Source organism: Serratia sp. PL7, from assembly GCF_945957435.1.
Genome location: NZ_CAMFLB010000012.1, coordinates 75,321 through 93,527, shown reverse-complemented (window position 1 = coordinate 93,527; position 18,207 = coordinate 75,321). Strand labels below are relative to the sequence as shown.

15 protein-coding genes, 1 tRNA gene and 1 pseudogene are annotated in these 18,207 nt (G+C 57.5%); 7 read left to right on the top strand and 10 right to left on the bottom strand.

The annotated features are described in order from the left end of the window. The first annotated feature begins 64 nt into the window (after positions 1-64). From N6G83_RS33760 to N6G83_RS33750, 3 genes are all read left to right on the top strand, one after another. A complete protein-coding gene (locus N6G83_RS33760) occupies positions 65-679 on the top strand; it encodes a 2OG-Fe dioxygenase family protein (protein WP_225735536.1) in 615 nt (204 codons plus the stop codon). Next, positions 676-1,908: a cysteine desulfurase-like protein gene (locus N6G83_RS33755; RefSeq protein ID WP_260516151.1), complete on the top strand. Its 1,233-nt coding sequence runs from the start codon at positions 676-678 to the stop codon at positions 1,906-1,908. The genes N6G83_RS33760 and N6G83_RS33755 overlap by 4 nt, the downstream gene beginning before the upstream one ends. 295 nt (positions 1,909-2,203) lie before the next feature. Beyond that, the gene (locus N6G83_RS33750) at positions 2,204-3,196 is read left to right on the top strand and encodes a LacI family DNA-binding transcriptional regulator (RefSeq protein WP_025304110.1); all 993 of its coding nucleotides are present in this window, start codon (positions 2,204-2,206) and stop codon (positions 3,194-3,196) included. A gap of 120 nt (positions 3,197-3,316) precedes the next feature. Here N6G83_RS33750 and N6G83_RS33745 read toward each other — a convergent pair whose 3' ends face one another. The 4 genes from N6G83_RS33745 to N6G83_RS33730 form a co-directional block, all read right to left on the bottom strand. Beyond that, on the bottom strand, positions 3,317-4,714 hold the full coding sequence (locus N6G83_RS33745) for a c-type cytochrome (protein ID WP_060435014.1): 1,398 nt from the start codon (positions 4,712-4,714) through the stop codon (positions 3,317-3,319). Next, a complete protein-coding gene (locus N6G83_RS33740) occupies positions 4,711-6,363 on the bottom strand; it encodes a GMC family oxidoreductase (RefSeq protein WP_025304112.1) in 1,653 nt (550 codons plus the stop codon). The genes N6G83_RS33745 and N6G83_RS33740 overlap by 4 nt, the downstream gene beginning before the upstream one ends. Next, positions 6,360-6,947, bottom strand: a complete 588-nt coding sequence (locus tag N6G83_RS33735; RefSeq protein ID WP_043142578.1) for a sugar dehydrogenase complex small subunit — start codon at positions 6,945-6,947, stop codon at positions 6,360-6,362. The genes N6G83_RS33740 and N6G83_RS33735 overlap by 4 nt, the downstream gene beginning before the upstream one ends. 376 nt (positions 6,948-7,323) lie before the next feature. Further along, positions 7,324-7,794: a YhcH/YjgK/YiaL family protein gene (locus N6G83_RS33730; RefSeq protein ID WP_197770956.1), complete on the bottom strand. Its 471-nt coding sequence runs from the start codon at positions 7,792-7,794 to the stop codon at positions 7,324-7,326. Positions 7,795-8,367: 573 nt separating this feature from the next. Between N6G83_RS33730 and N6G83_RS33725 the strand changes: the two genes are divergently transcribed. After that, on the top strand, positions 8,368-9,318 hold the full coding sequence (locus N6G83_RS33725) for a 2-hydroxyacid dehydrogenase (protein ID WP_142591591.1): 951 nt from the start codon (positions 8,368-8,370) through the stop codon (positions 9,316-9,318). Positions 9,319-9,405: 87 nt separating this feature from the next. Beyond that, on the top strand, positions 9,406-10,716 hold the full coding sequence (locus N6G83_RS33720) for an MFS transporter (protein WP_060448423.1): 1,311 nt from the start codon (positions 9,406-9,408) through the stop codon (positions 10,714-10,716). Positions 10,717-10,918: 202 nt separating this feature from the next. On the opposite strand, the gene N6G83_RS33715 is transcribed toward N6G83_RS33720, so the two are convergent. The 3 genes from N6G83_RS33715 to prfB form a co-directional block, all read right to left on the bottom strand. Then, positions 10,919-10,992, bottom strand: a tRNA-Gly gene (locus N6G83_RS33715). Positions 10,993-11,139: 147 nt separating this feature from the next. Further along, positions 11,140-12,657, bottom strand: a complete 1,518-nt coding sequence (gene lysS, locus N6G83_RS33710) for a lysine--tRNA ligase (protein ID WP_043142592.1) — start codon at positions 12,655-12,657, stop codon at positions 11,140-11,142. A 9-nt stretch (positions 12,658-12,666) separates the two neighbouring features. Then, positions 12,667-13,765, bottom strand: a protein-coding gene (gene prfB, locus N6G83_RS33705; protein ID WP_096242572.1) for a peptide chain release factor 2 whose coding sequence is annotated in 2 segments (ribosomal slippage) — positions 12,667-13,689 and positions 13,691-13,765 — 1,098 coding nt in all. Because the reading frame shifts where the segments join, the coding sequence is not laid out codon by codon here. Positions 13,766-14,026: 261 nt separating this feature from the next. Between prfB and N6G83_RS33700 the strand changes: the two are divergent. Together N6G83_RS33700 and N6G83_RS33695 are read left to right on the top strand one after the other, a co-directional pair. Then, a pseudogene (locus N6G83_RS33700) lies at positions 14,027-14,413 on the top strand (type II toxin-antitoxin system RelE/ParE family toxin). Then, positions 14,406-14,750: a helix-turn-helix domain-containing protein gene (locus N6G83_RS33695; RefSeq protein WP_025304117.1), complete on the top strand. Its 345-nt coding sequence runs from the start codon at positions 14,406-14,408 to the stop codon at positions 14,748-14,750. The pseudogene N6G83_RS33700 and the gene N6G83_RS33695 overlap by 8 nt, the downstream one beginning before the upstream one ends. Positions 14,751-14,800: 50 nt before the next feature. On the opposite strand, the gene recJ is transcribed toward N6G83_RS33695, so the two are convergent. Genes recJ through xerD form a run of 3 tightly spaced genes read right to left on the bottom strand, consistent with a single transcriptional unit; the run spans position 14,801 to position 18,204 of the window. Continuing rightward, positions 14,801-16,534: a single-stranded-DNA-specific exonuclease RecJ gene (gene recJ, locus N6G83_RS33690; protein ID WP_016929971.1), complete on the bottom strand. Its 1,734-nt coding sequence runs from the start codon at positions 16,532-16,534 to the stop codon at positions 14,801-14,803. A gap of 6 nt (positions 16,535-16,540) precedes the next feature. Beyond that, on the bottom strand, positions 16,541-17,257 hold the full coding sequence (dsbC, locus tag N6G83_RS33685; protein ID WP_025304118.1) for a bifunctional protein-disulfide isomerase/oxidoreductase DsbC: 717 nt from the start codon (positions 17,255-17,257) through the stop codon (positions 16,541-16,543). Between the two features lie 26 nt (positions 17,258-17,283). Then, positions 17,284-18,204: a site-specific tyrosine recombinase XerD gene (xerD, locus tag N6G83_RS33680; RefSeq protein WP_154747450.1), complete on the bottom strand. Its 921-nt coding sequence runs from the start codon at positions 18,202-18,204 to the stop codon at positions 17,284-17,286. Positions 18,205-18,207: the final 3 nt, after the last annotated feature.

The following is an 18,207-nucleotide window of genomic DNA, read 5'->3' as shown; positions in this document are numbered from 1 at the left end:
ACAACATCAGAAATTATTATTATTAGAGGTGATTATGTTACAGAAACACGAAAACGTAATAAGTATGACTGTACTAAGCCCGCAAGCCACCCAACAGCTGATGCCATCGTTCTCCTCCTTGCCCCACACGCAACACGCCGACGGAAAATATCGCCTGCGCCGTTACTCGGTCGTCAAATACCTCAACCCCAACGTCGCCGAAGTGGGGCCGCGCACTTTCATGCAGTCGGATCAGATCAACCACTTTCAGGGCAACGTGGTGCGCCGCTTCGAACCTATCGACAGCGCCGTGTTGCAGAGCGCCGGCATGGCAGAGATGTGCAACCTGTTTGCAGAAAGCAACGAACTGCCGGAAGGCGCCGAGATAGAGATCCACCAGATGCGCGTGGTCGCCATCGAGAAAGACACCCAGGTGGCGCCGGAAGGCATTCACCAGGACGGTTTCGACCACATCGCGATGATCGCCATTCACCGGCACAACATCGTCGGCGGTGAAATCATGCTGTATGACGATAGTCACCACGATCCCTTCTTTAAAAAAGCGCTGGCGGACGGCGAAGCCGTGCTGCTGGCGGACAGCAAACTGTGGCACAACGCCACGCCGATCAACGCCGTGAGCCCAACAGAAGAAGGCCATTTGGACCTCTTCGTCCTCACCGCGCGGGGAGAGAAAGCATGACCTTTACTCCCGAGCTCGCCCGCCGCCAGTTCAGCGCCCTGTCCCAGCTAATCGACGGCAAACCGGCGATCTTTTTCGACGGCCCCGGCGGTGCGCAGGTTTCACGGAGCGTGCTGGAAAAAATGACGGATTACCTGGGGGCATACAACGCCAACCTGGGCGGCCACTACTTCTCCAGCCGAGTCACCGGCGAGGTGATGGGCCAGGCGCGGGAATCGGTGCGCGCCTTGTTAAATGCCCCGTCGGCCGACACCATCGTCTTCGGCATGAACATGACCACGCTGACTTTTCATCTCAGCCGCATCATCAGCCGCGACTGGCAGGCCGGCGATGAGGTCATCGTCACCGCGCTGGATCACTACGCCAACGTCTCCAGCTGGCAGCAGGCCGCTGCCGACAGAGGGGCCGTGGTGCATCAGATACCGCTCGAAAGCGCCGACTGCGCATTGGATGCCGCGAAAGTGTGTGAGCGCATCAATGCCAACACCCGCCTGGTGGCGGTCAGCTACGCCTCCAACGTCACCGGCAGCATTGTCGATATCAAAACCATCGTCGAAGCCGCGCATCGGGTCGGTGCGCAGGTGTATGTCGACGCCGTTCATTACGCCCCGCATAACCTGATCGACGTACAGGCGCTGGGCTGTGATTTCCTGGTGTGCTCCGCCTACAAGTTCTTTGGCCCGCACATCGGCATGGCCTACATCGCGCCGCAGTGGCTGCAGCGCCTGCGTCCGTACAAAGTCGAGCCGGCCACCGACGTCGGCCCCGGCCGTTTCGAGACCGGTACTCAGAGCTTCGAAGCGCTGGCCGGCGTCGCGGCCGCTATCGAGTATCTGGCGCAGTGGGGCTCGCCCGGCGCGCCGTTAAGGCAGCGTTTGCAGGAGAGCTTCGCCGCCTACCACCAGCATGAAGAGGCGCTGTGCCGCCACTTCCTGCAACGGCTGCAGCAGCTCGACGGGGTGCGGCTTTATGGCAATCCCCAGGCGGACAGCGCGCGCCGCACACCGACCTTCGCCCTGACCTTCAGCGGCCATACGCCTGACGCAATCGCCCGCCGCCTCGGGCAGCACAACATCTGCGCCGGCAGCGGGCATTTCTATGCGTTGGGCTTGGTGCAACAGCTGGGGTTGCAGGACGGCGGCGTGCTGCGCATCGGCATGATGCACTACAACACTCAAGGCGAGATCGATACGCTGTTCAACGTGATCGCCGAAGATATTCTCAGTTAACCCGGCCACATCGCCCGCTCACCTTATTGAGCGGGTTGAGCGGACGAAAAGGAATCAAACTGCCCGCCTTTTCTTCCATGAGAGTCCACGGCACGCTGATGCGTGCCTTTCTTTCACTCCGTTACGAAATGTGGGGATAATGAACATACTCATGCTGGAACGGCAAAAGAAGCCGGGATCGGCGCATCGTGCGGTTGTCACCGGATACGCCGGAGGTAGCGCATTGCACGCATTCTCTTTTGACTCAGCAGTGGGCATAATGACAAACACGGTCTGGGTCAGATGAGTATGAATGGTGAAGTCGCAGCGAATTACGTTAAATGACATTGCTGTACTGGCGGGTGTAACCAAAATGACGGTCAGTCGCTACCTGCGCACGCCGGACAGGGTTAAACCGGAAACAGCTGCGCGCATTGCCGCCGTTATCGAGGAAGTCGGCTATCAGGCCGATCCCGACAATCCCGCCCTCTATTCCAATAGCCCTCCCCTCATCGGCGTTCTGGTTCCTTCTTTTAACAATCTGATATTTGCTGATGTCCTCGCCGGCATTGAATCCGTGACGTCTATACAGGGTTATCAGACGCTGGTCGTCAATTATGACTACAACAGCAAACGCGAAGAGGAGCAAATTGCCGCGATCCTGGCTTTTAAGATAAAAGGGCTGCTGCTGACCGAGTCGGTCCATAGTCTGCGGGCGGAAAAATTCCTGAAGACGGCAAAAATACCCGTTGCTGAAATCATGGGGCTGTCAGGCAATACAGATCGAATTAACGTGGGTTTTGATAATGTGAAAGCCGGCTACGATATGACCACCATGCTGCTGGCCAGCGGTAAAAAACGCATTATCTATTTTGGTTCAATGTCTGATATCCGCGATGAACAGCGTTATACGGGATACTGTCAGGCAATGGCTAACCATGATTTACCTACCGGTCGTATCTCCCCCAATAAGATCTCTTCCATTTCGATTGGAACAGGGATGATGACGCTTGCGAGCCAGATGTATCCGGATATGGACGGTATTCTCTGTACCAACGACGATCTGGCCGTGGGCGTGTTACAGGAATGTCTGGCAAACGGTATCAGCGTGCCAGCGCAAATGGCCATTGCCGGATTTCACGGTCTTGAGATCGGGCAGATCATTACTCCTCGGTTAGCCAGCGTACTGACGCCACGGTATGAGATGGGGAAAGTGGCGACAGAAATCATAATAAAAAAAATTAAAGGGCTGCCGACCATTGAACGTGTCGATCTCCACTTCCGCCTGTCGATGGGGGAGACAATATAGCTTGCCCCTGCCAGTGACTTTATCATTGGCCATCACTGCCCGCTTCGCCAGAAGACCATCTCTCGTTATCCCGGCCAGAGATTCGGCCAGATGGCGCCACCCACCTGACCGAACGCCCCCTTAACGTGCCTTGCGGCGGCGGAGCCAGAATAGGACCAGCAGAATAATGACGACCGCCGCGACGGCCATGCCAGGCAGAATCATCGGCTGTGCGCGCGCCAACAGCGGTTTCGGGCCCCCGGCGCGCACCTCACTCACGTCGGCCTCAGTCACGCTCAGCGTGCTGTTGCCGTATTTCTGCAGCACGAAGTTAGCGATATCGGCAACCTGCTTATCCGTCAGCTCTCCGACATAGGAACCGGCGCCAAAGCTCGGCATCAGGACATGCTTACCGTCAACCCGGCGATCAACCCCCTGCAAAATGACGGCAATCAGGTTTGACGGATTGCTCGCGGCCGTGGTGGAGTTGTTGAATAGCGAAGGGTAGGCCTGGTTCAAACTGCCGCTGCCATCCGGCTGATGGCAACTGGCGCAGTAGCCGCTGTAGAGCGCCTCGCCGCTATTGAGCGTGTGGTTGGCGTTGGGCGAATTGATGCCGCGGAGATGGTGCTCAACGTTGTAATGCGCTTGACTAAAGCTATTGCCCTGGCGCTCATCGCCCTGTGACGGCACGGTCTTCAGGTAAGTCGCTATCGCCTGCAGCTGCCGGTCGGTCAGGTATTGGAAGCTGTGCTCAACGGCTTCAGCCATTGGCCCCGCCGCTTGCGCGCGCCCTTCCGCCCGACCGGTTTTCAGGTAGGCCACTAACTCCTGCTCGCTCCAGCCACCGATCCCTTCTTGGCGATCTGCGGTGATATTCGGCGCGTACCAAGAGCCCAACGATGCCCCCATCAGGAAGCGCGAATTGTCTTCCGCCATCAGCACATTACGCGGCGTATGACAGGTTCCACAGTGAGCCGGGCCCTGCACCAGCGCGGCCCCTTCGTTCCACGCCTCACCTTTCGTCAGATCCGGGGTGAAGCGCCGATTGTCCAAATAAAGCCTGTTCCACACCGCCATGGAGAGGCGGATGTTGAACGGAAACGGCAGATCGGTTTGGTGCTTGGCCGGCTCATCGACCGGGGCAACGCCATGCATGAAATAGGTATACAGAGCGTGGATCTCGTCATCACTCAGACGGGTGTAGGCGGTGTAGGGCATGGCCGGATAGAGATACGCCCCATCTTTCCGGATCCCGGCGCGCAGCACGTCGGCAAACGCCGCTTCGGAATAGCCGCCGATACCGTATTTTACCGATGGAGTAATATTGGTGGCGTAGATAGTGCCCATGGGGGAAGCGATGCCGTACCCCCCGGCAAAAGGTTTACCCTGCTGCTGCGTATTCGTATGGCAGGCCATGCAGTCCGAGGCGATAGCCAGCGCTTGCCCTTTAGCGATCAGATCGCCGTCCTGGGCATGCGCCGCAAAACCGCTTCCCAGCAGCAGCGTCGCTGCCAGCGCGTGGGTGATTTTATTCATTTGCTCTCCAGGGCTCGAAGTACGTCATTGGCCGCCTTGAGTCCAAGCGCCGCCATCGTCAACGTGGTGTTGACAACGCTGGCTGAAACCATGGCGCCTCCACCCGGGATCCAAAGGTTGTCGTGATCGTGAGCGCGGCAATTACCGTTCACCACCGAGTTCGTGGGGTCGCTGCCCATGATCGTGCCGCCCATAATGTGGTTGTTGGCATTCAGCTTGTCGTTAATCACAAACTCTTGCGCATCGAACAAGTCGCCAATCTGCCGTAGCTGGGTTTTGACCACTTCCAGCCCTTTGCGCACGTAATCGCCGACGTCGTAGTGGATGTCCGGGCAGGCCAGGCCATGCTTGTCTTTGCGAGTGGGGCTCAGGGTCAGACGGTTGTTCGGGTCCGGCAGCGGTTCCAGGCTGATGGAGAGATCCACCGAGCGGCTGGCGCGATCGCGCACTTCATCCTGCAGCGCCTTGCCGACCTTGCCCGTTTTCAGGACTTCAAGGGCGGAGGGGATCACCCGGTTGATGTTGTTGATGATGATCTTGTTGGCGGAGTGGTCGCTGCGGAACGCGCCGTCACGATACCCCACCATGCAGCTGCTCTGCGCCGGGCCGCGGCCAACCCACAGGGCCTCTCGCGCCAGGAAGGAGCAGTGCAGGCCCGAGTGATCCATCATGTTGCGTCCCACCTGATCCGAGCTGTTCGCGATGCCGTTCGGGTTCTTTTCGTTGGCCGCCAGCAGCAGCAAGCGCGGGTTCTCAATCCCATTGCAGGCCAGAACGAACGTTTTACCGATCGCCCGATGGGAGTTGTGCGCCGTGTCATACCAGTGAACGGCGGTGACGCGGTTATTGTCGTCGGTGTCAATTTTGTACACCACCGCTTCAGGGATCACCTTCGCCCCCTTGTGTTCGGCCCGTTCAACGTGGTGAATACCGTTGTACATCGCCCCGATCGGGCAAATCGGCTGGCAATTGTTATTGCCGCAGCAGGTGGGCCGTCCATTCCAGGGCCGGGTGCTGCGGCCTTGCGGAATGGGCACCGATTTAAAACCGTGAGGATTAACAATCTCAGCAATGCGTCTGTCGCCGTAGGCCCAGGGCACCATGTCCATCGGGTAAGGCCCGCTGCGTTCCGCAGGGGACTGCCACTCCGGATTATTCGGGCCGGCAACGCCTATTTCCTCTTCGGCTTTCGCGTACCACGGTTCGATATCTTCGTAAGAAATAGGCCAGTCTCTCCCCACGCCATAGAGAGATTTCATGCGAAAATCATTGGGATGGTTGCGCCAGCAAGAAGCGGCCCAGTGCCAGGTGGTTCCCCCCACCACACGCAAATAGCCCTGTTTAAAGCCAGAGCCATTGGGGCCGGTCAGTTTGATATAGTCGTTCTCCGGGAAATAGAGCGGCGCGGTGGCGTACTCCGATTGCGGGTAAAGCCCCTGAAAATCCGACCCCGCACGATTGTGCAGTGGCATATTGCGCCAGTTTTCCACAGCCTGTGCGCGCTCAATCCGCGGGCCTGCCTCAAGTACCAGCACCGAGTAGCCCTGGCTCACCAAAGCATCCGCCATCAGACCACCCACAATACCGGAACCGACAATGACGACATCGGCCTCTGCATCGCCGGAAGCATTAATTATTGGGCTTTTCACACGCGGTCCTCATATTTTTTATCGGCTACGGCAGGCAAATCTGTTGCGGGAATGGAAGGTTGGCGGGTAACGCCCGGCGGCAGGCCGGTCCACCACAGCGGGCCAAAATTGCACCAGGTCGGCACGATCAGGGCATCCTGAACCGTGCGATACATCAGTGCCTCTTTATAGGTAATCAACTGACCCTGCTCGGCGCTTGAAGGATCTACGGTTCCGGTATACCACGCGGTCACGATGGCCTGAATAAGCTCCCTCTGCCCCTGTTCAATCGCATGTCGGTTCAAGGTTTCCGCATCGGTAGCTTGCTGGCTCAGGGTGAACAGGGCGTTGAGTTGCGAGTTCAACTGCGGAAAATGTTCGCGCAGTGCGGAAAAAAAGCGGGCGGAGAGGGTGACGTCCAAATCGTCAAACTCGGTAATTTTTCTCGAAATTTGCAAAAATTGCGCGTATTCAACGGGCGAGGCGGCAATTTGTGCCCGTTCGGCATAGGTTATATTTGAATAAGGCAACAGGCTGGCGGCGACGATGACGCCCACCATTTTTCCCAGCGCCTCCCTGCGGGTAAGCACGATTTGCAACGACATTGTTAGCTCCGAAATAATTTATTTTTATATAGTTTTTTTAATATCTATCAGAACGCAGGCAAACCAAAATAAAAAATTGTGCCAATGGGGAGGAACCGCATTAAAAGATCAAGGCGTTATGAGATTGGCTACATCGACTACAGAGGTAAACTCACGGCCTTTAAGGATGTAATGTGAACCTGAAGAAAATATCCCTGTAAATAATACGGCGTAATCTCTGCCGTAAATTTATTCAACCCAACTCAATCTTTAAAAATTAGGGGCTATGGCTTTGACGGGAAAGACGTATTCTTCGGAATCGCTGCAGACAGCGGATGAGCGAGGCTTTCCGCCGGGCAGCCTGAAGTCGCGATACCAGCCGCCGCTGAACGTCTTGCTACGTCAGCAGGGCGCAGTCGATTTTCGCCACAATTTTACGCAGAGCTGCCGGTGCCGTGCAGGTACTCATCGGGCGGTGCAACTCACCCGGGAAGATAACAGCCAGTTCACCGGGTTGCAGGTGGATGAGAGTCTCACCGGGGATCGCCGGGCTAAACCCAAGATCGTGCACCTCGTTAAACGGCTCACTCAGGGGCAGAGGTAGCCCCAGAACCCCGGCGCCAATCACTTCTTTCCCTTCCAGGACAAGATGGATATCCAGATACTGGCGATGAAACTCTGGCTTCTGGTCGGCCAATAGTTTGGTTTCCCCTTCAACGACGTTAAAGAACATCTGTTTACCCTGCACCTGATAGTGCCCGACAGGTAAATTGTACGGCTCATTTTCAATAATACTGGCCAGCATTTTACGGATGGCCGCCGGATAGAACCTATTATTTACGGCAGTGGTTAAAGCATCAATAATCATAATATTTTCTCTGGTCAATATCGGCTCGGTATTTCACCGACAAAAACAATGGTTGGATAGTGTTATGGCAACACGCAATCTCGGCGTAATTACGGCAGAATCACTATTAGATCGTTCTACGGGCGCCACTATGAATAAACAACAAAGCAAACCGCTTTGTTTCTAATATTTACAACCTATCACCACTGTGAGTAAACTCCACCTGAAAGGCCATTCGGCATGGTGAAATAAGTCATGGCCTATCTCACGGTTTTTAGCCGTTTAAAACTGTGACAAAAGTCACTTAATTAAGTGTTACGAAACAGCGTTACTTATCCTGTGATCCACGGCAGAAAATCACTGGCTATTCACCCTTTTCACCAGAATCGACCGATTTCACACTCTCCGCCTACGGGCATAACGGGCTATCGCCCCCGATAATAATCGACAGAAGCCACGAAATTGCACACGAGATCACGCCAGCAGTAACATGCTTTTTTAACACTCTTTGGCGTGATGTAGATCGCAATAATAAGCGGTAAAAAAACGTCTGATACAGGATATCCCCTATTGTTTTCAGACAGGATCGCAACGATGCACACTGACACTCAACCTACCATTTTACTTATCGCGCCGGTGATGGATGCTTTACAGGCCGCGTTGGACGCCAGTTACCGGGTATTCCGTCTCTATGAACAATCAGATATTCCAGCCTTCCTGGCTCGCCATGGCGCAGACGTTCAGGCGGTGGTCACCCGTGGCGACGTGGGGGTAACCCGGGAGACGCTGGAGCAGCTGCCGCAGGCGGGCATGATTACTGTTTTTGGCGTGGGAACCGACGCTATCGACCTCAACTACACCCGGGAACGCCATATCAGCGTCGGGATCACCGCCGGCGTGCTGACCGATGATGTGGCCGATCTGGCGATGGGGCTCTTGCTGTCCGCCAGCCGCCGCCTCTGCCAAGGAGACCGTTTTGTACGCGAAGGCCGCTGGGAAACGACGCCGCCACCGCTGGCGACCAAAGTGAGCGGTAAGCGCATCGGTATTTTTGGCATGGGGAATATTGGCCAAGCCATCGCCCGCCGGGCGAAAGGCTTCGATATGACCATCCTGTATACTGACCGCCGGCGCAAAGACGACCTGGATTACCCGTGGTGCGCCGATCTGCACACGCTCGCAGCGCAGAGTGATTTCCTGGTGATCGCGGCATCTGGCAGTGCGGAAAACCGCGGGATTATTGATGCCAGCGTATTTAACGCCATGCCCGATCGTGCCTGGCTTATCAATATCGCCCGCGGCAGCCTGGTCGATGAGGCGGCGCTGATAAAGGCGTTACAAAATCATGTTATCGCCGGGGCCGCTCTGGATGTGTTTGAAAACGAGCCCCATGTCCCGACAGCGTTTTTTGCGCTCGAGAATGTTTTGCTTCAGCCCCACGTGGCCAGCGCTACCGTAGAAACCCGCCAGGGAATGAGCCAATCCGTTTTGGATAATCTCGCAGGTTATTTTTCCCATCAGGATATTCCTGGCTTAATTCAATAAAAATGATCGCCTGAATGGCGCACCATCATTTTTATTCAGCCTAACAAAATATCCGCTTATCGTGGCGGATATCATCGAGGCATTACTATGACCGATAAAATACCAGGAACTCGCTGGCTGCGGGTTATCGCGCCGATCCTTGTCACCTGCATTATTTCATTTATGGATCGCGTAAATATCAGCTTTGCTCTGCCGGGCGGCATGGAACAGGATTTAGGTATTACCAGCCAAATGGCTGGCGTGGCCAGTGGGATATTTTTTATTGGTTATTTATTTCTGCAAATCCCTGGCGGACGACTTGCGGTTTACGGTAGCGGGAAACGTTTTATCGCCTGGTCGCTCGTGGCCTGGGCGATTGTCTCTATCGCCACCGGCTTTGTCACCCATCAGTATCAGCTGCTCGTGCTGCGTTTTATTCTCGGGATCTCCGAAGGAGGAATGTTGCCCGTCGTGCTGACCATGGTCAGCAATTGGTTCCCGGAAAAAGAACTGGGCCGGGCCAATGCCTTTGTCATGATGTTTGCCCCACTAGGGGGGATGCTGACCGCCCCAGTTTCCGGCGCGATTATTGCCACTCTCGACTGGCGCTGGCTGTTCATTATCGAAGGCTTGTTGTCGGTCGTGGTGCTGGCCATTTGGTGGCTGGTGATCAGTGACCGCCCGGAAGAGGCGCGTTGGCTGCCGGCGAAGGAGCGCGACTATTTATTAACCGAGCTGGCCCGGGAGCGCAAAGCGCGAGAAGGGATGGTGCCGGCGGCAAAAGCACCGTTAAAAGCGGTGTTTCGCAACAAGGGATTAATGCGCCTGGTCGTGCTGAATTTCTTTTACCAGACCGGAGACTATGGATATACGTTGTGGCTGCCCACCATCTTGAAAAACCTGACCGGTGGCAGCATGGCCAATGTTGGTGTATTGGCGATCCTGCCGTTTGTTGCCACTCTGGCGGGGATTTATGTGATTTCGATGTTCAGCGATCGCAGCGGTAAACGCCGTTTGTGGGTCAGGATCTCCCTGTACTGTTTTGCGGCGGCGCTGATAGCCTCGGTGATCCTGCATGAGCACGTGGTGGCCGCCTATATCGCGTTGGTGGTGTGCGGCTTCTTCCTTAAAGCGGCGACCAGCCCCTTCTGGTCAATTCCCGGACGCATTGCGACGGCAGAAGTGGCGGGCAGCGCACGCGGGGTGATCAACGGGCTGGGCAACCTCGGTGGGTTCTGCGGCCCCTATCTGGTAGGCGTCATGATTTATGTGTACGGACAGAACGTCGCGGTTTGCGCGCTGGCGGCATCGCTGCTGCTGGCGGGAAGTATCACCTTCCTGCTGCCGAAAGAATGCGATCGCTCCTGCGAAGAAACGGATAACCGCCTGCCCTCCGGGGCTAAACAGAAATGGAGCTAAGCGGCAATGGCGCGGTGTGGGCAGCAACGGTGGCTCACACCCGCATCAGGACTGGATGGCGCGTTGTGTTATCGCGGTAAGATGCCAGGCCAGCGGCTTGCTCGTCTCACACGTCAACCCACACCAAACGGTGATGCAATCGTTGAGAATCAGCTTTTCTGAAAACGGTTATAGCTCAATGGGGTGATGTTTACGGAGGTTTTGGAGCGGGTGAAGGGAATCGAACCCTCGTATGCAGCTTGGGAAGCTGCCGTTCTACCATTGAACTACACCCGCATCGGTGTGCGACAGGCATTATAACCGGTTATCGGCGGCGGGCAAGCGGAGATGGCGCGTAACTGTCGATGTTTTAAGCGGTTAAGTCCCGTAGACGAAAAAAAACCGGCGCAGTTGCCCGCACCGGTTGTTTCACGCTAAACGCGATTATTTCTGCGGGCGCATCGCCGGGAACAGAATCACGTCGCGGATGGTGTGGCTGTTGGTGAACAGCATCACCATACGGTCGATACCGATGCCCAGACCGGCGGTCGGCGGCAGGCCGTGCTCCAGCGCGGTGACGTAGTCTTCGTCGTAGAACATCGCTTCGTCGTCGCCGGCGTCTTTGGCGTTCACCTGATCGGCGAAACGCTGTGCCTGGTCTTCGGCGTCGTTCAGCTCGGAGAAACCGTTGCCGATTTCACGGCCGCCGATGAAGAACTCGAAGCGGTCGGTGATTTCCGGGTTCACGTCGTTACGGCGCGCCAACGGCGACACTTCAGCCGGGTACTCGGTGATGAAGGTTGGCTGAATCAGATGGCTTTCCGCCACTTCTTCGAAGATCTCGGTCACGACGCGGCCCAGGCCCCAGCTCTTCTCAACCTTGATGCCGATGGATTCGGCGATGGCCACCGCTTTACCCATGTCGGCCAGGTCAGCCAGATCGGTTTCCGGACGGTATTTCTTGATCGCCTCGGTCATGGTCAGCTTCTCGAACGGCTTGCCGAAGTCGAACACTTCGTCGCCGTACTGCACCTGAGAGGTGCCCAGCACTTTCTCGGTCAGGGTGCGGAACAGGGTCTCGGTCAGCTCGATCAGGTCTTTGTAATCTGCGTAAGCCATGTAGAGTTCCATCATGGTGAACTCTGGGTTGTGACGCGGAGAAACGCCTTCGTTACGGAAGTTGCGGTTGATTTCGAACACGCGTTCGAAGCCACCGACCACCAGGCGCTTCAGATACAATTCCGGCGCGATGCGCAGGTACATGTCGATATCCAGCGCATTGTGGTGCGTGATGAACGGACGCGCGGACGCGCCGCCCGGGATCACCTGCATCATCGGGGTTTCGACTTCCATGAAGCCGCGTTCCACCATGAAGTTACGGATAGCCGACATCACCTGCGAACGCACTTTGAAGGTGTTGCGCGATTCTTCGTTGGCGATCAGATCCAGGTAACGCTGGCGGTAACGGGTTTCCTGATCTGCCAGGCCATGGAATTTGTCCGGCAGCGGGCGCAGCGCTTTGGTCAGCAGACGCAGCTCGGTGCAGTGGATCGACAGTTCGCCGGTCTTGGTTTTGAACAGCTTGCCGCGCGCGCCGAGGATATCGCCCAGGTCCCACTTCTTGAACTGCTCGTTGTACACGCCTTCAGCCAGATCGTCGCGCGCGACGTACAGCTGAATGCGGCCGCCCACGTCCTGCAGCGTAACGAAGGATGCCTTACCCATAATGCGGCGGGTCATCATACGGCCGGCGACGGTCACTTCTACGCCCAGCGCTTCCAGCTCTTCGTTGTCTTTATCGCCGTACGCAGCGTGCAGTTTGTCGGAGGTGGAATCGCGACGGAAGTCGTTCGGGAACGCAATGCCGTTCTCACGCAGGCCGGCCAGTTTCTCGCGGCGGGACTGCAGTTCGTTATTGAGATCCAGCGCCTGATCGGCGCCCTGTGCTTGTTGTTCAGACATTTCTATTCCTCATAACCCGGCTTTCAAACTTGCCTCAATGAATTTATCCAGGTCGCCATCCAGTACGGCCTGCGTGTTACGCGTTTCGACGTTGGTGCGCAAATCCTTGATGCGGGAGTCATCCAGCACGTAAGAACGGATTTGGCTGCCCCAGCCGATGTCGGACTTGTTGTCTTCCATCGTCTGCTTATCAGCATTTTTCTTTTGCATCTCAAACTCGTACAGCTTGGCTCGCAGCTGTTTAAACGCTTGATCCTTGTTCTTATGCTGAGAACGATCGTTCTGGCACTGCACCACGATGTTGGTTGGCAGGTGAGTAATACGTACGGCGGATTCGGTTTTGTTGACGTGCTGACCGCCCGCACCGGAGGCGCGGTACACGTCGATACGCAGATCCGCCGGGTTGATTTCGATATCGATATCGTCGTCCACTTCCGGGTAGATGAACACCGAGCTGAACGAGGTGTGGCGACGGCCGCCGGAATCGAACGGGCTCTTGCGCACCAGGCGATGCACGCCGGTTTCAGTGCGCAACCAGCCGAACGCGTAGTCGCCGATGATCTTGATGGTGGCCGATTTCAGGCCCGCGACGTCGCCGTCGGATTCTTCGATCACTTCGGTCTTGAAGCCCTTGGCTTCGGCCCAGCGCAGGTACATGCGCAGCAGCATGCTGGCCCAGTCTTGCGCTTCGGTGCCGCCGGAGCCGGCCTGGATATCCAGGTAGCAGTCGGCGCTGTCGTATTCGCCGGAGAACATGCGGCGGAATTCCAACTGATCCAGCTTGCTCATCAGTTGATCCAGCTCGGCGACCGCTTCGTTGAAGGTTTCTTCGTCGTCGGCTTCCACCGCCAGTTCCAGCAGCCCGCCGACGTCTTCGCCGCCCTGCTCCAGCTGATCGATGGTTTCAACGATGGCTTCCAGCGCGGCGCGCTCTTTGCCGAGCGCCTGTGCGCGCTCCGGCTCGTTCCAAACGTCCGGCTGCTCCAGCTCGGCGTTGACTTCTTCTAGGCGTTCCTTCTTGGCATCATAGTCAAAGATACCCCCTAAGAACCGCAGTCCGCTCGGACAGGTCCTGAATTCGGTTTTTTACCGGATTAATTTCAAACATGGTTTCGTTCTTTTACGTTGATGTCGTCGATGGCGGAATGCCATTGGAACCGCTAATTCTAACGGATCCGGGCGGCAGTTTATAGCGAGTTGGTCAGTTTTTGTGGCGATCGGGCGACAAAGCGGGTGGCAGGAAGAGCAGGAATTTCACCAGCGTTTTATTACCGGTGCCCCTCACGCCGCTAAGCTGTTCAAGTATTGAGCAATGTGGTCATTGAGACTATAGTCGCTATGATGACTCACAGGGACAGGCGGTGCCAAAATGGACATTTTCGTCACGGATGATTTCGACAAATTTATGAAGAAAAATCGCATCGTCGATCAAAAGATTTGCACCGCGGCTCACGAACTCGCACACGGTAACCATGACGGCGATCTGGGCGGCGGCGTCTAGAAGAAACGTATTTCGCTCAATCGGGGTAAACGGGGTGGTGCTCGATCCATCGTGGCGTTTAAACGCGGTCGTCATCAGTATTTTATTGATGGATGGCTGAAAAACACCGTAAAACAGAACGGTGCAAAAGAAATCAACGATGATGAATTGGCAACCTATCGCGAGCTCGCCAGAGATTTTCTTGCCATGCCGCCGGAAATTATCAAACGAGCCATCGATAGCGGCTACTTGCGAGAGGTGAAATGCGATGACTGATAATCGCCTGCTCAGACTGCAAAAAATGGCACAGCGTTTTAATGAGATCGGTGCGGTGTCAGACGATACCGTACGCAACATCGCCACACGAGTACAGGCGCAGGAACAACATGCCCAGCGTGAGCAGCATGATCAAATGGACGGCGCACGCATCAAAATGCTGCGCAGACGGCTCGGCCTGAGCCAGGCCGATTTAGCGGCCGTGGTCAACATGTCGACCACCAGCGTACAAAAATGGGAACGTAACGCGGTAAAACCCCAGGGAGCCGCGCTCAGAATGCTGGAAATTATCGAACAGAAAGGGGTCGCTAGCCTGATCATCTCACCACGAAACTGATGAGCGTTCGTGCACCAGTCACTTACCGATGCACGAACGTCAATTTCGCCTCAGCGCGGCCAAAGATGCTGGATCAGCAGCTGCACGTTGCGGTTGCCGCGAAACTCGTTGACGTCGAGCTTGTAGGCCAGTTCCACCTCGCGCACGCTGCTGTCAGGCCACAGCGTGGTGTCCACGTTGAACGCGATGCCGTCGAGCAACGGGCCGCCGCCGAGCGGCTCCACCATCAGCTTCAGGTGTTTCTCGCCCACCAGCCGCTGCTGCAGGATGCGGAACTTGCCGTCGAAGGTCGGTTCCGGGAACGCCTGGCCCCACGGGCCGCCCTCGCGCAGCAGCTCCGCCGTTGTCAGCGACAGCTCCTGCATCGCCAGTTCGCCGTCGGACCAGATCACCCCTTCCAACATCGCCGGATCGAGCCATTCACCCACCAACTCGCCGAAACGCTGGCGGAACTCGTCGAATTTGGCCTCTTCCAGCGACAATCCGGCCGCCATCGCGTGGCCGCCGAACTTCATCATCAGCCCGGGGTTCAGCATATCCAGCCGCTCCAGCGCATCGCGCATGTGCAGGCCGGGCACCGAACGGCCGGAGCCTTTCAGTATGCCGTCGCCCGCCGGTGCGAACGCGATCACCGGGCGGTGGAAACGCTCTTTGATGCGCGAAGCGAGGATGCCCACCACGCCCTGGTGCCATTCCGGGTGATACATCGCCAGCCCGTAAGGCAGCTCGGTGCTGGTGCGCTCCAGCTGATCGCACAGCTGCAGGGCTTCCACCTGCATGCCTTGCTCTATCTCGCGTCGCGTCTGGTTCAGCGCATCGAGATCGTTGGCCAGCATACGCGCCTGCGCAATGTCGTCGCTCAGCAGCAGCGCCACGCCGATAGACATGTCGTCCAGCCGGCCGGCGGCATTGAGGCGCGGACCGAGAGCGAAACCGAGATCGTTGGCCGCCAGTTGGCGGGCATCGCGATTAGCCACTTCAAGCAGCGCGCGGATGCCCGGTCGGCATTTGCCGGCGCGGATGCGGTTTAACCCCTGATACACCAGAATACGGTTGTTGGCATCCAGCGGCACCACGTCGGCCACGGTGCCGAGCGCCACCAGGTCCAGCAGCTCCGCCAGATTGGGCATCGCCAGCGCGCGCTGCTCGAACCAGCCGCTGTCCCGCAGGCGGGCGCGCAGCGCCAGCATCAGGTAGAACGCGACACCAACCCCCGCCAGCGATTTGGACGGGAAGGCGCAGCCGCGCAGGTTGGGGTTAACGATCGCTTCGGCCGCCGGCAGGGTCTCGCCCGGCAGGTGATGATCGGTCACTAGCACCTGCATACCCTTGGCGTGCGCCACGTCGACGCCGGCGTGGGAGGAGATGCCGTTATCGACGGTGACAATGAGTTCTGCGCCGCGCGCCGCCGCCTGCTCCACCACTTCGGGGCTCAGGCCATAACCGTCTTCGAAACGGTTAGGCACCAGATAATCGACGGCTGCGCCGCCCATGCTGCGCAGCGCCAGCACCGTCAGCGCGGTGCTGGTGGCGCCGTCGGCGTCGAAATCGCCCACCACCATGATGCGGCGGCCGTCGGCCAGCGCCTGTTGCAGCAGGCCGACGGCGTCGTCGATGCCGTCCAGCTGTTGCCAGGGCAGCATGCCCTTGACGCCGCGTTCCAGCTCTTGCTCAGCCTGCACGCCGCGCAGGGCGTAAAGCCGACGCAGCAGCGGCGGCAAACTGGCGGGCAGATGCGTGTCGTCCGCCGCCGGGCGGCGGCGTAGTTGCGTTTTGATACTCACCGGCGATTAACCACCGGCTTTGGTGGCGGCCTGGTGCGCATCCAGCATGGCGGCCATCTCTTTCGGCCCCTGATAGCCCGGGATCATCATGCCGTTTTCCAGGATGATGGCCGGCGTGCCCTGAATGCCGAACTGCACGCCCAGCTCGTAATGCTTGCTGATGTCGGTTTTGCAGGTCGCCGGAGAAACGGCATCGCCCTTCATGGCGGCGTCGAACGCCTTGGCCTTGTCGGCGGTGCACCAGATCGACTGCATGTCTTTTTCAGCCTGGGAAGCCAACCCCTGGCGCGGGAATGCCAGGTAACGCACGGTAATGCCCAGATCGTTGTACTCTTTCATCTGCTGATGCAGTTTGTGGCAGTAACCGCAGGTGATATCGGTGAACACGGTGATCACGTGTTTCTCTTTCGGCGCTTTGTAAACGATCATCTGATCTTTCAGCGCGTCCATCTTGGTGCCCAGCAGTTGGTTGGTCACGTTGACCGGCTCTTTGCCGCTGACGTCAAACAGCGGGCCCTGCAGGATGTGCTTGCCGTCTTCGGAGGCGTATAGCACGCCGCTGTCGGTCAGCACGGTTTTCAGGCCGTTGACCGGTGAAGGCTGCACGTCCGCCTGCTGGATACCCAGGCTGGCGAGCGCTTTTTTGATCGCCGCGTCATCGGCATGGGCGGCGCCGGCCACCGAAGCCACCAGCAGAGAGAGCAGCATTAAACCTTTTTTCATTGTTCCAATCCTTTCGAACCCGCCGCTCAGGCGCGCGGGTGATGCTGTTGATGTAGCTGTTTCAGTCGTTCGGTCGCTACATGTGTATAAATTTGCGTGGTCGAGAGATCGCTGTGCCCTAACAACATCTGTACGACACGGAGATCGGCCCCATGGTTCAGCAAATGGGTGGCGAACGCGTGCCGCAACACGTGCGGCGACAGACGCTCGCTGTCGATGCCCGCAAGGATGGCATAGTGTTTGATGCGATGCCAGAACGTCTGTCGGGTCATTTGCTGGCAGCGGGTGCTGGGGAACAGCACATCCAGCGTCTGGCCATTGACCAGCCATGGGCGGCCGTGCTCCAGGTAATTTTCGATCCAGTAGACCGCCTCTTCGCCCAGCGGCACCAGCCGCTCCTTGTTGCCCTTGCCGATCACCCGCACCACGCCCTGGCGCAGGCTGACGTCGCTGATGCTCAACCCCACCAGCTCGGAAACCCGCAGCCCGGTGGCGTACAACACTTCGAGCATCGCCTTGTCGCGCAGCTCCAGCGGTTGATCGACGCAGGGCGCCTGCAACAGCGCATCGACCTGCGCCTCGCTCAGATCCTTCGGCAAACGCTGCGGCAACTTGGGAGACGCCAGTTGCGCGGTGGGATCGTCGGCGCGCAGCTTCTCGCGGTACAGATATTGAAACAGGCGCCTCATGGCGCTCAACAAACGCGCGGAGCTGGTGGCCTTGTAGCCGCCGTCCACCCGCTCGGCGAGAAACGCCTGCAAATCCAACGCCTGCGCCTGCAGCAAGGTGGTATTTTGCTGGCCAAGCCAGGCGCCCAGGGCCTGCAAATCCAGCCGGTAGGAGGCCAGCGTATTTTCCGCCAGATTGCGCTCAAGCCACAGCGCATCCAGGAATTGTTCAATCAGCGCATTGTCTTGCTGTTGCACGCGGTCCTCTCTTTGTTGCATTTC

Excerpts from the sequence above, each read along its gene's own strand:
- N6G83_RS33760 (WP_225735536.1), top strand. The coding sequence starts at position 65 with ATGACTGTACTAAGCCCGCAAGCCACCCAACAGCTGATGCCATCGTTC.
- N6G83_RS33755 (WP_260516151.1), top strand. The coding sequence starts at position 676 with ATGACCTTTACTCCCGAGCTCGCCCGCCGCCAGTTCAGCGCCCTGTCC.
- N6G83_RS33745 (WP_060435014.1), bottom strand. The coding sequence starts at position 4,714 with ATGAATAAAATCACCCACGCGCTGGCAGCGACGCTGCTGCTGGGAAGC.
- N6G83_RS33735 (WP_043142578.1), bottom strand. The coding sequence starts at position 6,947 with ATGTCGTTGCAAATCGTGCTTACCCGCAGGGAGGCGCTGGGAAAAATG.
- N6G83_RS33730 (WP_197770956.1), bottom strand. The coding sequence starts at position 7,794 with ATGATTATTGATGCTTTAACCACTGCCGTAAATAATAGGTTCTATCCG.
- N6G83_RS33725 (WP_142591591.1), top strand. The coding sequence starts at position 8,368 with ATGCACACTGACACTCAACCTACCATTTTACTTATCGCGCCGGTGATG.
- N6G83_RS33720 (WP_060448423.1), top strand. The coding sequence starts at position 9,406 with ATGACCGATAAAATACCAGGAACTCGCTGGCTGCGGGTTATCGCGCCG.
- lysS (WP_043142592.1), bottom strand. The coding sequence starts at position 12,657 with ATGTCTGAACAACAAGCACAGGGCGCCGATCAGGCGCTGGATCTCAAT.
- N6G83_RS33695 (WP_025304117.1), top strand. The coding sequence starts at position 14,406 with ATGACTGATAATCGCCTGCTCAGACTGCAAAAAATGGCACAGCGTTTT.
- dsbC (WP_025304118.1), bottom strand. The coding sequence starts at position 17,257 with ATGAAAAAAGGTTTAATGCTGCTCTCTCTGCTGGTGGCTTCGGTGGCC.
- xerD (WP_154747450.1), bottom strand. The coding sequence starts at position 18,204 with ATGCAACAAAGAGAGGACCGCGTGCAACAGCAAGACAATGCGCTGATT.